This window comes from Pseudomonas sp. AC247 (genome assembly GCF_979258015.1).
In genome coordinates, this window is the sequence record NZ_OZ409829.1 from 1,223,271 (window position 1) to 1,237,265 (window position 13,995).

At 59.5% G+C, this 13,995-nt stretch carries 15 protein-coding genes; 7 read left to right on the plus strand and 8 right to left on the minus strand.

All coding sequences use genetic code 11. The features are described from left to right. Positions 1-134 precede the first annotated feature (134 nt). A complete protein-coding gene (locus ACZZ0B_RS05840) occupies positions 135-890 on the plus strand; it encodes a spermidine synthase (protein WP_008088242.1) in 756 nt (251 codons plus the stop codon). Positions 891-1,022: 132 nt separating this feature from the next. Here ACZZ0B_RS05840 and ACZZ0B_RS05845 read toward each other — a convergent pair whose 3' ends face one another. Continuing rightward, complete coding sequence (locus tag ACZZ0B_RS05845; RefSeq protein WP_463544580.1) at positions 1,023-1,814, minus strand: crotonase/enoyl-CoA hydratase family protein; 792 nt, start codon at positions 1,812-1,814, stop codon at positions 1,023-1,025. Between the two features lie 423 nt (positions 1,815-2,237). Here ACZZ0B_RS05845 and ACZZ0B_RS05850 point away from each other — a divergent pair, with 423 nt between their 5' ends. Next, positions 2,238-3,911 (plus strand): DEAD/DEAH box helicase, encoded by a 1,674-nt coding sequence (locus tag ACZZ0B_RS05850; protein WP_008088238.1) that lies wholly within the window; start codon positions 2,238-2,240, stop codon positions 3,909-3,911. Between the two features lie 158 nt (positions 3,912-4,069). Here ACZZ0B_RS05850 and ACZZ0B_RS05855 read toward each other — a convergent pair whose 3' ends face one another. After that, positions 4,070-4,837: a DODA-type extradiol aromatic ring-opening family dioxygenase gene (locus ACZZ0B_RS05855; RefSeq protein WP_008088237.1), complete on the minus strand. Its 768-nt coding sequence runs from the start codon at positions 4,835-4,837 to the stop codon at positions 4,070-4,072. Between the two features lie 102 nt (positions 4,838-4,939). On the opposite strand from ACZZ0B_RS05855, the gene ACZZ0B_RS05860 reads away from it, so the two are divergent. After that, positions 4,940-5,596 carry a thiopurine S-methyltransferase gene (locus ACZZ0B_RS05860; protein ID WP_463544581.1) on the plus strand — a complete coding sequence of 219 codons (657 nt, stop codon included), beginning with the start codon at positions 4,940-4,942 and terminating at the stop codon, positions 5,594-5,596. 87 nt (positions 5,597-5,683) lie between these two features. Here the strand turns inward: ACZZ0B_RS05860 and ACZZ0B_RS05865 are convergent, their stop codons facing one another. Next, positions 5,684-5,905: a YgdI/YgdR family lipoprotein gene (locus ACZZ0B_RS05865; RefSeq protein ID WP_008088233.1), complete on the minus strand. Its 222-nt coding sequence runs from the start codon at positions 5,903-5,905 to the stop codon at positions 5,684-5,686. A 77-nt stretch (positions 5,906-5,982) separates the two neighbouring features. Continuing rightward, positions 5,983-6,585 (minus strand): molybdenum cofactor guanylyltransferase MobA, encoded by a 603-nt coding sequence (mobA, locus tag ACZZ0B_RS05870; protein WP_463544582.1) that lies wholly within the window; start codon positions 6,583-6,585, stop codon positions 5,983-5,985. Between the two features lie 81 nt (positions 6,586-6,666). Between mobA and moaB the strand changes: the two genes are divergently transcribed. Together moaB and ACZZ0B_RS05880 are read left to right on the plus strand one after the other, a co-directional pair. Beyond that, positions 6,667-7,206, plus strand: a complete 540-nt coding sequence (moaB, locus tag ACZZ0B_RS05875) for a molybdenum cofactor biosynthesis protein B (RefSeq protein WP_008088229.1) — start codon at positions 6,667-6,669, stop codon at positions 7,204-7,206. Then, the gene (locus ACZZ0B_RS05880) at positions 7,190-8,416 is read left to right on the plus strand and encodes a molybdopterin molybdotransferase MoeA (protein ID WP_440096422.1); all 1,227 of its coding nucleotides are present in this window, start codon (positions 7,190-7,192) and stop codon (positions 8,414-8,416) included. The genes moaB and ACZZ0B_RS05880 overlap by 17 nt, the downstream gene beginning before the upstream one ends. A 54-nt stretch (positions 8,417-8,470) precedes the next feature. Here ACZZ0B_RS05880 and ACZZ0B_RS05885 read toward each other — a convergent pair whose 3' ends face one another. Next, positions 8,471-8,764, minus strand: coding sequence for a hypothetical protein (locus ACZZ0B_RS05885; RefSeq protein ID WP_008088226.1), 294 nt, complete (start codon positions 8,762-8,764; stop codon positions 8,471-8,473). A 303-nt stretch (positions 8,765-9,067) separates the two neighbouring features. Here ACZZ0B_RS05885 and yegS point away from each other — a divergent pair, with 303 nt between their 5' ends. Further along, positions 9,068-9,979: a lipid kinase YegS gene (gene yegS, locus ACZZ0B_RS05890; protein WP_008088224.1), complete on the plus strand. Its 912-nt coding sequence runs from the start codon at positions 9,068-9,070 to the stop codon at positions 9,977-9,979. Here yegS and ACZZ0B_RS05895 read toward each other — a convergent pair. From ACZZ0B_RS05895 to ACZZ0B_RS05905, 3 genes are all read right to left on the minus strand, one after another. Continuing rightward, positions 9,963-10,622: a response regulator gene (locus tag ACZZ0B_RS05895; protein ID WP_463544583.1), complete on the minus strand. Its 660-nt coding sequence runs from the start codon at positions 10,620-10,622 to the stop codon at positions 9,963-9,965. The two genes, yegS and ACZZ0B_RS05895, sit on opposite strands and share 17 nt — an antisense overlap. After that, entirely contained in the window at positions 10,619-11,512 is an 894-nt protein-coding gene (locus ACZZ0B_RS05900; RefSeq protein WP_008088220.1) for a sensor histidine kinase, read from the minus strand. Before ACZZ0B_RS05900 ends, ACZZ0B_RS05895 begins: the two co-directional genes overlap by 4 nt. Before the next feature lie 483 nt (positions 11,513-11,995). Continuing rightward, positions 11,996-12,466, minus strand: coding sequence for a hypothetical protein (locus ACZZ0B_RS05905; protein ID WP_008088219.1), 471 nt, complete (start codon positions 12,464-12,466; stop codon positions 11,996-11,998). Between the two features lie 454 nt (positions 12,467-12,920). On the opposite strand from ACZZ0B_RS05905, the gene ACZZ0B_RS05910 reads away from it, so the two are divergent. Next, positions 12,921-13,856, plus strand: a complete 936-nt coding sequence (locus tag ACZZ0B_RS05910) for a chemotaxis protein CheV (protein WP_007908676.1) — start codon at positions 12,921-12,923, stop codon at positions 13,854-13,856. Positions 13,857-13,995 lie beyond the last annotated feature (139 nt).

Below are 13,995 nucleotides of genomic sequence, written 5' to 3' on the forward strand. Positions count from 1 at the left end.
CTTCGCACGGGCCGCCATGTTAGCAGCAATTAGTGCGTGACCTGTTCCCGCCCCATCGCTGACAATCGCGGTTTTGCCACGGTGCCACAGCGGTGCCATCGCGTCACCGCGCCCGGTGACCATCAGGAGACGAAATGACTGAGGAGCGCGTCGAGCATCTGCTCGCCGAAGTACAGGACGAGTTCGGCGTGATTCGCGTGCTGGAAGTGGCTGATTACCGCTTTCTCGAATTCGGTGATGCGATCGAGCAGAGCTGCGTGTTCACCGCTGATCCGAGCTGGCTGGAGTACGACTACACCCGCGCGATGTTGATCGGCGCGTTGTGCCATGAGCTGCCCGAGAGTGCGCTGTTCCTAGGGCTTGGTGCGGGCACGTTGACCCAGGCCTGCCTCAAGTTTCTGCCACTGGAAGATGTCGAGGCCATCGAACTGCGCCCGGACGTGCCACGTCTGGCCATCGAATACCTTGGGCTGGACGATGATCCGCGGCTGTACATCCGTGTCGGCGATGCGCTGGAGTTGTTGCCGACTGCCGAGCCTGCGGATCTGATTTTCGTCGACCTCTACACTGACGTCGGCCCGGGTGTCGGGCATCTGGCCTGGGGGTTTCTCGGTGATTGCCAGAAGCGCTTGAATCCGGGGGGCTGGCTGGTGATCAATCAGTGGGCCACCGATGATGGCCAGCCGTTGGGCGCGGCGCTGTTGCGCGGGCTCTATCACCGGCATTACTGGGAACTGCCGGTGAAGGAGGGCAATGTGATTCTGCTGGTGCCGGCGGACCTGGACCAGGTGCTGGACATGCAGGCACTGACTGCGCGGGCTGAAGCCTTGGCGCCGCGGTTGGGGTATTCGTTGCAATCGTTGATCAACAGTATTCGCCCGGCGACCTGAGGCGTCAGAGCTGGCCCCATCGCTGGCAAGCCAGCTCCCACAGGGTTCGCGCCGTACGCAAAATGTGTGAACGACTCGGTCACTGTGGGAGCTGGCTTGCCAGCGATGGGGCCCAGACAGGCGCCATAATTCTCAGATCCCTTTGAATATTCCGGGGCGGCGTTCCACCAAAGACCGCACGCCCTCTTTGGCATCCTCGCTGGCCAACAACTTCTTCACCAGCGCCGGCAGCCCCTGCGCAGCCGCGGCCTCACCTTCATAGCGAGCCTGTCGCGCTGACAGCAACGTCGCTTGCACCCCCAATGGCGCCTGCCGGGCAATCCGCTCGGCCAATTCAATCGCCCGTGGCAGCAAATCCTCACTGGCCATCACTTCCTGCACTAACCCCAAACGCAACGCATCGTGCGCATCAAACTCATCCCCGGTCAGCAACCAGCGCATCGCGTTGCCCCAACCGGCGATCTGCTGGAAACGCAACGTCGCGCCGCCAAAAGGAAAGATCCCACGCTTCACTTCCATCTGCGCGAAGCGGGTATTGCTCGCACAGAGGTTGATATCGGCGGCCAGCATCAGCTCGATACCGATGGTCAGGCAGTAGCCCTGTGCGGCGACAATCACCGGTTTGCTCACCCGAGGCCCGACGAAAACACCCCACGGGTCGCAACCACCGGTCGGAACCTGCCAGCCTTGCGCCAGCGCCGAGCTGGCATTCACCAGATCCAGACCGGCGGTGAAGTGCTCGCCATGGCCAAATACCACAGCCACCCGGGCCTCGTTATCGGCTTCGAATTCGCCGTAGGCCAGGCTCAGTGCATTGAGCAAGTCGAGGTCGAAAGCATTGCGCTTGGCCGCCCGATCGAGGCCGATCAAGTGCACGTGACCACGACGTTCTCGGCTGACGCGGCCGGCGCAGGGCTGGTTCATGGTAAATCCTCGGGCGGGAAGGGCGGGTGCGGCGACGGAATGCCGCAGGTCGGTGAATCGTTTAAGCGTCATCGCCCGCAGGGCCGGGCCTTTGAAAAATAGACCTTGGCGCGATTATCCGCAAAACCCCGTTACACAGCGGTGACACACGCATTCAGGCAATAAAAAAAGCTCCCTTTTCGGGCAAAATCCGGTATAGTGCGCGCCGGCCTTTAACCGGGCCGCGTTTAGGTAGCGCAATTTCCCGAAGTCAGCTTCGGCTGCACGTCCGCATTGCGGGCTCTTCCCGGACGATTCTTTTTTTTCATTCATTCGTTTTCGCAAATCCCCGCCGACAAAGCTGCCAGGGCGACTCTTGAGTCTCAACACGGCATGCGCAGCTTTGGAGCATGGGTCTTTGCGGATGCACTTAGAGGCAGACCCATGACCCAGGAAACCGGCGGATTCGCCGCTTTTAATCTTAACCCGAATATTCTTGCAGCCGTCGCAGCGACCGGCTACGAAGAGCCTTCGGCGATTCAGCAGCAATCGATCCCGATCATCATGGCCGGCCAGGACATGATTGGCCAGGCGCAAACCGGTACCGGTAAAACCGCCGCGTTCGCACTGCCTATTCTGCACCGCATCGATCCTGCCAAGCGCGAACCGCAAGCCCTGATCCTGGCGCCAACTCGTGAGTTGGCGCTGCAAGTAGCAACCGCTTTCGAAACCTACGCCAAGCAAATGCCGGGCGTTACCGTTGTGGCCGTTTACGGCGGCGCGCCGATGGGCCCACAACTGAAAGCAATCCGTAATGGCGCACAGATCGTTGTCGCCACTCCGGGCCGTCTGTGCGACCACCTGCGTCGTGACGAAAAAGTGCTGTCGACCGTGAACCACCTGGTTCTCGACGAAGCTGACGAAATGTTGAAGCTGGGCTTCATGGATGACCTGGAAGTCATCTTCAAGGCTCTGCCAGCGACCCGTCAGACCGTTTTGTTCTCGGCTACCCTGCCGCAGTCGATCCGCGCCATTGCCGAACGCCACCTGCGCGATCCGCAACACGTGAAGATCCAGACCAAGACCCAGACCGTTACCGCGATCGAACAGGCTCACCTGTTGGTTCACGCTGACCAGAAGACTTCGGCCGTTCTCAGCTTGCTGGAAGTGGAAGACTTCGACGCGCTGATCATGTTCGTACGCACCAAGCAAGCGACCCTGGATCTGGCCAGCGCCCTCGACGCCAAAGGCTACAAAGCCGCGGCGCTGAACGGTGACATCGCCCAGAACCAGCGTGAGCGCGTCATCGACTCGCTGAAAGATGGCCGTCTGGACATCGTTGTGGCGACCGACGTTGCTGCTCGTGGTCTGGACGTTCCGCGCATCACTCACGTGTTCAACGTTGACATGCCGTACGACCCAGAGTCCTACGTTCACCGTATCGGCCGTACTGGCCGTGCCGGTCGCGAAGGTCGTGCACTGTTGCTGGTGACTCCACGTGAGCGCCGCATGCTGCAAGTGATCGAGCGTGTAACCGGTCAGAAAGTGGCTGAAGTTCGCCTGCCGGACGCTCAAGCCGTTCTCGATGCGCGCATCAAGAAACTGACCAACAGCCTATCGCCGCTGGTTGCTGATGCCGAATCGACTCACGGTGAGCTGCTTGATCGTCTGACTGCAGACATCGGTTGCACTCCGCGTGCTCTGGCTGCAGCCCTGCTGCGCAAAGCCACCAACGGTCAAGCACTGAACCTGGCCGCGATCGAGAAGGAACGCCCACTGGTGCCGAACAACGCACCGCGTGGCGACCGTCCTGAGCGCACCGGTGATCGTCCTGATCGTGGTGACCGCGAGCGTCGCGCGCCAATGCCTTTGGGCGAAGGCCGTGCTCGTTGCCGTACCGCGCTGGGTGCGCGTGACGGTATCGCCGCGAAAAACCTGCTGGGCGCCATCCTCAACGAAGGCGGTCTGGCCCGTGAAGCGATCGGTCGCATCCAGGTGCGTGACAGCTTCAGCCTCGTCGAGCTGCCGGAAGATGGTCTGGACAAACTCCTGACCAAACTGAAGGACACTCGCGTTGCTGGTAAGCAGTTGAAGCTGCGTCGCTACCGCGAAGATTGATCCGCCCTTGGGCTGATTGATCGCACATAAAAAATCCCCGACTGGTTCGGGGATTTTTTTTGCCTGTTTTTCAGGGTCAAAAGATCGCAGCCTTCGGCAGCTCCTACATGGGAATGCATTTAACTGTAGGAGCTGCCGAAGGCTGCGATCTTTTGCTTTTACCCGAAACGATAAATATCCATCCCCAGCGCGCCCATCGTGAACCCCCGATGCGCCACGCTGAACTCACCACCCGCCCCCCGCGCAAAATACAACGGCAATAAATGCTCATCACTCGGATGACTGCGCACCGCATTCGGCGCTTGCTGGCGGTAATCGTGCAGCGCCGCCTCATCGTTCGCCGTCAGCTTGTCGATCACCCAGTCGCGAAAATCCCGCGCCCACGGCTCAACGCTTTCCGGCCCGGCATGCCAGTCCAATTCGCGCAGGTTGTGGGTAATGCTGCCAGAGCCGATCAGCAGAATGCCTTGCTCACGCAAGCCGGCCAGCGCACGACCAACGCGAGTCTGTAACGCCGGGCCGGCACGGCTTGGCAAGGAAACCTGAACCACCGGAATATCCGCCTGCGGGTACATCAGCGACAACGGCACCCACACGCCGTGATCGAACGGACGCTGCGGGTCGAGGCGGGCCGGCAGGTTGTTGGCCGCCAGCAGCTCGGCTACTTGCGCCGCCAGTTGCGAGTCGCCCGGCGCCGGGTACTGCACTTCAAACAATGCACGGGGAAAGCCCCCGAAGTCGTGCCAGGTGTCCGGCTGTGGGTTGCTGCTGACCAGCAATTCGTGGCTCTCCCAGTGGGCGGAGACGATCACGATGGCTTTCGGTTTCGGCAGTTCGGCCGCCAGTCGCGCCAGGGCCGGGCCACTGGCGCCCGGTTCCAGTGCGAGCATCGGTGAGCCGTGGGAGATAAACAGGCTGGGAAACATAAGAGGGTTCCTGAGCGTTAAGATGACCCATCTTCAGTCAGATCATTGATCTAAATCTAATATAAGTTTTAACGCTTTTTGATCGATTTTTTAGGGGGATGCATGCAGCCTGAGTTTTGGCACAAGAAGTGGGCTTCGAATCAGATCGGCTTTCATTTGCCTGCGGTGAACCCGTATCTGCAGCGTTTCTGGCCGGATCTGCAGCTTCCAGCACAAGCACGTGTGCTGGTGCCGTTGTGTGGGAAAAGTCTGGATTTGCTGTGGCTGGCCGGGCGTGGGCATCGGGTGCTTGGCATCGAGCTGTCGCAGAAGGCGGTCGAGGATTTTTTCACTGAGCAGCAACTTCAGCCGCAGATCAGCGAGCACGGTGCTTTCAAGGTTTATCGCGCCGGTTCGATTGAGTTGTGGTGCGGTGACGTTTTCGCGCTGACCGCAGAGGATGTTGCCGATTGCGCCGCGCTGTACGACCGTGCTGCCGTGATCGCCTTGCCAGTGCCAATGCGCGAGCACTATGCCGAGCATTTGCAAAACATTCTGCCGGCCGGTTTGACAGGGCTGCTGATTACGCTGGATTACGATCAGGCGCAAATACCGGGGCCGCCGTTCTCTGTAGATGATGCGCAAGTGCAGCGCTTGTTCGGCAGCGTCTGGCAGATGCAGGTGCTGCAATCGCAGGATGTGCTGAGTGACAGTGGCAAGTTTGTGCAGGCCGGTGCTACGCGGCTTGAGGAGCGGGTGTATCGGTTGACTGCCCGGTAGCTTTCTTGCGCGCATAAAAAATGCCCCGACGTATCGGGGCATTTTTTTAACCAGTCAATCTGACTGCTTCAGGCGTCGCGTCGAACCTTACAGTTCTTTAACGGTGCGAACCTGATCCTTGTTGATGCGGGTCTCTTTGCCGTCCAGCTGTTTGAACTCGTAGAAGCCCGAATCATCATCGTATTTCGGGGTGTCGACGGCCTGGATTTCGCGACCGTCATTCAGCGTGATCACTGTTGGCGACGAGCAACCGGCGAGGGTAGCCAGGCCCAGTGCGAGCATGAGAGTGGCGAGGGTCCGTTGAGTCATGGTGTGTCTCCGAATGGAAATTCTTTTGGTTACTGAGCTTGAGACGTATACAAGGCGTGAGAGTTCCTTGAGTGCTGTCAGTCTGACACAGTGTTGTGCGAATTTAACAGTTCCGGGGTATTGAGGTTGGCCAGCCGTGGGTCATTGTCCGGGCATTGCAGGGCCGTGGCGCCAAGATGGCGCATGACGCGGCCGGGACTGCGCTCACCGGCGTTCCAGGCGTCTTCGAAGGCTGGCAGCAGGGCGACCGGAATCACGCACAGCAGCGGTTCCCAGTGCTCGTCGTGACGCAACATTAAAGGTTTTTCAGGATTCTGACTGGCGGTTTCCCGCATGCTTTGCAGCAGCGTCTCGTCGATGCGCGGAACATCGCATGGCAACACCAGCAGGTGAGTATGGCGCGCCGCTTTCAAGCCGGCACGAATACCGGCCAGCGGCCCCGGAAAGTCGCCTTCATCATCGACCACCAGATGATCGGCGTACGCGGCATAGCGTTCACGATTGCGGTTGCAGGAGATGATCAAATCATCCGTCAGCGGGCGCACTTTACGCTGCAAATGCGCAATCAGCGGTTCGCCCAGCCACTCCACCAGCCCTTTGTCCTGCCCCCCCATGCGTTGGCCGCGTCCGCCTGCCAGGAGCAGAACGGAGCAGGCGGGCAAATGTCTATTCAGCGTCATGTCGGCTCTCCAGAGGGGCGGCGAAAAAAGGGGGCGCTGTGATATAACACCGGGCTGTTTCTCCTACAACTGGACGAGCCTATGAAAGCCAAGGCTGATGTACCTTTCGCACCGCTCAATATCGCCGTGCTGACTGTCAGTGATACCCGAACGCTGGAAACCGACACTTCGGGCCAGGTCTTCGTCGACCGCCTGACGGCCGCAGGCCACCTGCTGGCTGAGCGGGTGTTGCTCAAAGATGACCTCTACAAAATCCGTGCGCAAGTCGCCAGCTGGATTGCTGACGATGTCGTGCAGGTCGTACTGATTACTGGGGGCACTGGTTTTACCGGTCGGGATAGCACCCCTGAAGCAGTGGCGTGTCTGCTCGACAAGCAGGTGGATGGTTTTGGTGAATTGTTCCGGCAGATCTCGGTGGCCGATATCGGTACATCCACCGTGCAGTCCCGGGCCTTGGCCGGTCTGGCCAATGGCACGCTGGTGTGCTGCCTGCCAGGCTCGACCAACGCCGTGCGCACCGGCTGGGATGGCATTCTCGCCGAGCAACTGGATTCCCGGCACCGTCCCTGCAACTTCGTGCCCCATCTGAAACAGGCGGCACCTTGTGAATCCCGTGGGTAAGCCGGGCAAGACCGGTGCCTTGATGCCGGTCGAAGTGGCGCTGGCGCGCCTGCTGGAAATGGCCGAGGCCTCGCCGATTGCCGAGCGGGAATTTTTGCCATTGGCAGACGTTCAGGGCCGCGTGCTGGCCGAGGATCTGATTTCGACGCTGGATCTGCCGCCGTGGCCGAACAGTGCGATGGATGGCTATGCGCTGAAACTGGCTGACTGGACGGGCGAACCTTTGCCGGTGAGCCAAAAGGTCTTCGCCGGGCAGGCTCCCGAAGCGCTCGCGCCGGGTACCTGTGCGCGCATCTTCACTGGCGCTCCGGTACCGGCGGGTGCCGATTGCGTTGAAATGCAGGAAAACGCCGAGGTCCTTGCAGAGGGTCGTGTGCGTTTTCTCGAAAGGATGACGCCAGGACAGAACATCCGTCCGCAAGGCCAGGAAACCACGGTGGGTGAGCTGGTTTTGTCGGCCGGCACCCGGCTCGGACCGATCGAGCAAGGCCTGGCTGCGTCTCTGGGCTGTGCCGGATTGAGCGTGGTGCGCAAGGTGCGCGTGGCGGTGTTGTCCACTGGCGATGAGCTGGTCGAACCGGGGCAGGCGTTGGGTCCGGGGCAGATTTACAACAGCAACCGGGTGGTGCTGTGCAGTTGGTTGCAGCGCATGGGGTGTGAAGTGATTGATGCCGGGATTCTTCCGGACGATCTGGCCACAACCCGTGAGCGGCTTGGCGCCTTGCAGGATGTCGACCTGATTCTCTCGACCGGAGGCGTGTCCGTGGGTGAGGCCGATTTTCTCGGCATTGCGCTGAGGGAGGAGGGTGAGCTGGCGTTGTGGAAACTCGCGATCAAACCCGGCAAGCCACTGACGTTCGGCCATTTTCGTAAGGTGCCGGTGATCGGCCTCCCGGGTAATCCTGCTTCGACCCTGGTGACCTTCGCCTTGCTGACCCGTCCCTACCTGTTGCGTCGCCAGGGCGTGCAGGACGTGGAGCCACTGAAGTTCCCGGTACCGGCGGGGTTTGACTGGCCCGTGGCAGGCAATCGCCGTGAGTATTTGCGGGGTCGCCTTGAGCAAGGTCGTGCGGTTATTTATCGCAATCAAAGTTCGGGTGTCCTGCGCAGTGCGGCCTGGGCCGATGGACTGGTGGAGGTGCTGGAGGGGCGCACGCTTGGCGAGGGCGACGAAGTAGTCTTCATTCCGCTCAGCGAGCTGCTGAGCTGACACGTCGATCGCAGGGGCAGGCTCGGAGGTCGTCTCCGAAGCCTGCCTGTACGGTCAGCGCGTCATGATCGAGACGAGCTGGTCGAACCGACTGTTCGCCACCCATCCGAGCAAGCCCAGCACGACCGCGGTTGCACCTGCGGAGTAGGCCAGCCGATGTTTGATAGTTCTGACATCGCCGCGAACTTCATCCATGTCCCGGCGAATGTATTTGAGGTGGGTCTCAAGCTCGGTGATGCGAGGTTCCATATTCACTTCTCCGGTTTTGGCGCCGTTGCTGTGGCTGGCGCGACTCTCCGTAAGTGGAGCAAGCGGGCTGACCGGCGTTCTGGTTTCCTGGCTATGCATTGAGGTGTCCACCTGCTGGCCGTTGCTCGCTATCCTTTGAACGATCGCAAGCGCTAAACGTGTATCTACTCATTGCGGCACTTCCTTGTGTGTTTCAGATCGAAAAATTGCTGTTGCCGGCGCACGATGTGCCAATGCTGGCGCCGGGTCAATTCAGCCGTTTCCTCAGGTTTTGTAGGAAGATTTCCTGCTCTGTAGGACGAGCAAGCTTGGACGCTTGAAATAATTGCCATTCTTGCGGCTTTTTTACGTGGCGCAGTGGTCAAGATGTCCCGTACCGATTCCATTCAGGGAGTGACCGTAATGAGTGAACGCAGGGCGCTAATGATTCTGCATGGCAAGCAGGCACTCAACGAGGCGGTGCGCAGCGCTGTCGAACGCAAACGCGAGCAAGGCTGGGAGCTGGCGGTGCGGGTGACCTGGGAGGCGGGTGACGCCGAGCGCATGGTCGAGGAAGCGCTGACCGCCGGTTACCGCACCATCATTGCCGGCGGTGGCGATGGCACCTTGCGCGACATCGCTCAGGCGTTGTCGGCGCATCCCGGCGAGGCCAGTCTCGTGCTGTTGCCCTTGGGCACGGCCAACGATTTTTGCCGTGCGGCAGGCGTACCGCTGGAACCGGCCGAGGCCCTCGAGTTGCTGGAGGTGTCGCCGCGTGACATCGATCTCGGTGAGGTTGGCGGGCAGATCTTTCTCAACATGGCCACTGGCGGTTTTGGCAGTCAGGTCACGGCCAATACTTCGGAAGACTTGAAAAAGGTCCTGGGCGGGGCGGCGTATCTGTTCACCGGCCTGTCGCGCTTCAGTGAATTGCATGCAGCCTACGGCGAGTTGCAAGGCCCGGACTTCCACTGGAGTGGCGAACTGCTTGCGCTGGGCATCGGCAATGGACGTCAGGCAGGCGGCGGGCACGTATTGTGCCCGCAGGCGCTGGCCGATGATGGCCTGCTGGATATCAGTATTCTGCCGGCGCCTCAGGAGCTGGTGGGGACTTTGAAAAATTTGCTCAGCGACGGTTTCGGCATCGAAAACATGTTTGTGCGGACCCGCTTGCCGTGGGTCGAAATCAAGGTGGCCGAAGGGCTTTATATCAATCTCGACGGTGAGCCACTGGAAGGCGACAACATGCGTTTCGAAGCGCGCCCGGCAGCGCTGCAGGTGCATTTGCCGGCTGATTCGCCACTGTTGAGTGGCGCGGTCAGTCGTCCAGACTGATGATCTGCTCGCGCACGGCGAACAGCACCAGGCCTGCCACGTCGTAGATCTGCAGGCGTTTCATGATCTGCGAGCGGTGGGTTTCGACGGTCTTGATGCTCAGGCCCAGGCCGTTGGCGATCTCCCGGGTCGATTTGCCGCGCACGATCAGCCGCAGGATTTCCAGTTGGCGCGCGGTCAGATTGTGCGAGTCGCTGGTTTCCGGCTGGGTCTTCTGGTTGCGCGTCAGGGCCTGGTTGATCACCGTATGGGCGATGGCCGGGCTCAGATAGCGCTCGTTGTTGCGCAACGCTTCGAGCGCGTGTTCCAGTTCGGTGGCCGTGGTGTCCTTGAGCAGGTAGCCATGCGCGCCGGATTCCAGCGCTTGCATGATCAGCGCCGGGTCAGTGTGCATCGACAGGATCAGCACTTTGCTATGTGGGCGCACGCGCTTGAGTCGCTGCAGGGCTTCAAGGCCGCCGGTTTCTTTCATGGAAATATCCAGCAGTACGATATCGGGACTCAATTGCTCGACCATTTCGAGCAGTTGCGAGCCGTCATTGGCCTCGCCAATCACCGCGTAGCCGGGAATATCCAGCACCAGAGCGCGCACGCCGGCCCTGATCAGCGAGTGGTCATCCACCAGAAGTAAGTTACAAGTCAACGCATAACCTTATTCGTACTGGCCCGCTCGAGTGCACGCGGCGCCCAGGGGAAAAGTGCTTCGATTTGAGTGCCTTTGCCCGGCTCGCTGGTAACGCTCAGGGTGCCGCCCAACTGCTCCATCCGTTCGGCCATCCCGGCCATGCCGCGTTGTCCTTCCCGCCCCGGATTGGCTGCCGGGGCGAATCCCTGACCGTCATCGCTGATCAGCAGCGTCAGGCCTTTGGGCAGACGCTGGACGCGAATCAGCAGATTCTTTGCCTGCGCATGGCGCAGGATATTGGTCACGGCTTCCTGAGTAATGCGAAAAGCGGCGACCGCCATTTCTTCGGGAATGCCGTTCAGCCGCTGCTGGCAATCCAGGCTCCAGTGCACCGACGTGTTGGTCAGCGTCTTGAGCAAGTGCGCGCGCAGACTGGCTTCCAGGCCAAGGCTGGTCAGTTGCCGTGGATTGAGGATGGCCGACACGTCGCGCACTTTGTTGAGGGTTTCCTCAAGGGTGTCGCAGAGCACGCTGCATTGTTCCTGCAAGTCGTCCGGCAAGCGGCGCTTGAGCCATTCACTTTGCAGTTTGGCGGCAGTCAGCAGTTGGCCGATGTCGTCGTGCAATTCCCGGCTGAGGCGATGGCGCTCGTTTTCCTGGACTTCGAGCAAGCGGTCGGCCAACTCCTGCGGCTGAAACTTGATCGACTTGCGCGACAGCCGATATTGCACCCAGACACATGCGGTGGCAGCGACGTTGAGCAGCAGCAGTCCGAGGCAAAGCGGCAGGGAAAAACCATAGGTCAGCACGCTGCCGAGCGCGGCGGCGACACTCAGTATGAGCGTGAACCGGCGGGCATTTTCCCGGGAAGGTGGCCATGTGGCGATTGACTTGAGGCTGGCGTACATAACGGATGGAGCCAATGGATGTTCGCTGCGGGCAGACCGGTCAGAGTGGCTGACGGATCTCTGTCTGAAAACACTGTCATTTATGTTATTGAATTCAACAACGTCGCGTGATCGATATTGAACCGCCAACTTCGTTGGCAGCCTATCGCTGGAATCACTGTGCCATTAATTGAAAGCAACTAATGCGCGGCATAATACCACTTAAGATACCGTTGGTCGCGTTTGCTATATATGTCCAGTCGGTCAGGAATTACGTCGTATTGGACGTGAGTTCCATTATGGAAAAGTTGATTTATTCAACTCGACAGGAATCGATAGTGCCTTATTTATACACAGGCAAACCCTGATACCGGCAGCGAGAAGTCCGTTGAGATCAGAGGTGATTATTTATTCGACTGTGTCGCTGGCAGGTATGAACTATTCAATTGCGACATTCGCCGTCTGCGCTTTCAGACTCTGGCAACGCGCAATCTTTTCACAGAGTCAGGCTTGCCGGTCCGAATACGCCACCAGGGACAATGGTTTGACGTGGTGCGGCAGTTGCAGTTGGCTCTGGCCGACCTGGGAGGCAAAGGCCTCGATCAGGGAGGTCTGCTCGCTGTCGTCGAGGCTCAACTGGCCAGTGGTTTGATCGACCAGTTCCAATTGCCAGGCCATCAACGTGAAGCAGTCTTGCAGTGCGTTGAGCGCCTGTGCATGCAGGTCGACCTCGTCCTGCGCATGATTGAGCAGGCCGTGGAGATGCAGGGAAAATTCGGAAATCGCTTGCAGCGCCAGCGCATCTGCCTTGCTCGCCAGCTTCAGCAGTGTGCTGAGCATGCACTCGATGGCGTCCTTGTCGTTGTTGATCAGTTGCAGGTGGCTGAGGCATTCCTCGGACTTGGCCAGGAGCGTTTCAGCCTCGAGGATAAACTCGGGGAACCGTTGCGCCCAGTCCTTGCGATCGTTTGGCATGCTTATCTCCACAACGTCATGTCTGATGAGGGAATGCCGTGTGTGTCGACGATCGTGAACCGTCGCGAGATCGCGCCCCGGTGTGCAGGTGCACAGATTCGGGGTTTCGAGAGGAGGTGTTTCCACTGACCTGCGATCGCACACAATAGCCTGACTCCGTTCATGCAATGAGAATGGCGTCACATTAATGGCTATTGGATATTGCGAACATCAGGTTAGGCCTGATTGTTCCTAGGGGAATCCCTTAGGCGCGGGAACCTACGGCGCCAACCGAGGTCGCGCTGCAGAGAATGTAGCAGATGAAAATCACCGGGCCAGTAAAGCATGATGTTAATGTGACATCAATGCCTGAGCATGGCATTTTTGACGGCACTTGGTATGGCGATAAAGAACCGCCATGCGCAGCCGATAACCTCACATAGTGAATTCATCAGAACAAGCCCAGGAGTCATTGATGGCCGGCATTCTCGACACGGTAGACCAACGCACGCAACTGGTGGGTGAGAATCGCCTGGAAATTCTCATGTTTCGTCTGGCCGGACGCCAATTGTTCGCGATCAACGTGTTCAAGGTTCAGGAAGTCTTGCAGTTGCCGAAGCTGACGCTGATGCCTCAGCGTCACCCATTCGTTTGCGGTGTGGTCAATCTGCGCGGTCAGACCTTGCCGGTCATCGACCTGTCGCAGGCGATCGGCATGCGTCCGCTGGTGCCGGGGCCGAACAGCACCATCATCGTCACCGAGTACAACCGTTCGGTGCAGGCATTCCTCGTCGGTGGCGTCGACCGCATCGTCAACATGAACTGGGAAGCCATCCTGCCGCCGCCGACCAGTGCCGGTCGCCAGCATTACCTGACCGCGATCAGCAAAGTCGACGATCAACTGGTGGAGATCATCGACGTCGAGAAAGTCCTCGCCGAAATCGTCCCGTACAACGCCAAAGTCTCGCGGGAAAAACTCGAAGACCCAGTGCTGGAACGTGCGCGTGGCCGTGAAGTGCTGCTGGTGGACGACTCCAACGTGGCGCTCTCGCAACTGCGCGACACCCTCGGCCAACTCGGTGTGAAAATGCACATCGCCAGCGACGGTCTGAAGGCGCTGAACATGCTCAAGGCCTGGGCTGACACCGGCGTGAACATGACCGACAAGCTGTTGATGATCTTCACCGATGCGGAAATGCCGGAAATGGACGGTTACCGTCTGACCACTGAAATTCGCAATGACCCGCGCCTGCGTGGGCTGTATGTGGTGCTGCACACTTCGCTGTCGGGCAGCTTCAACGACTCGATGGTGAAGAAGGTCGGCTGCGACAACTTCCTCTCCAAATTCCAGCCGGACAAACTGGTCGACGTGGTGCGCCAGCGCCTGATGCTCGACGAAGTCCCGGCCTGATCACACCCCCTTTGTAGGAGTGAGCCCTGTGGCGAGGGGATTTATCCCCGTTGGGCAGCGAAGCGGCCCCAAATGCAGTTGACTCGTACACCATTTAAACCGCATTTGCTGAATTTGCGACTGCTGCGCAGCCGAACGG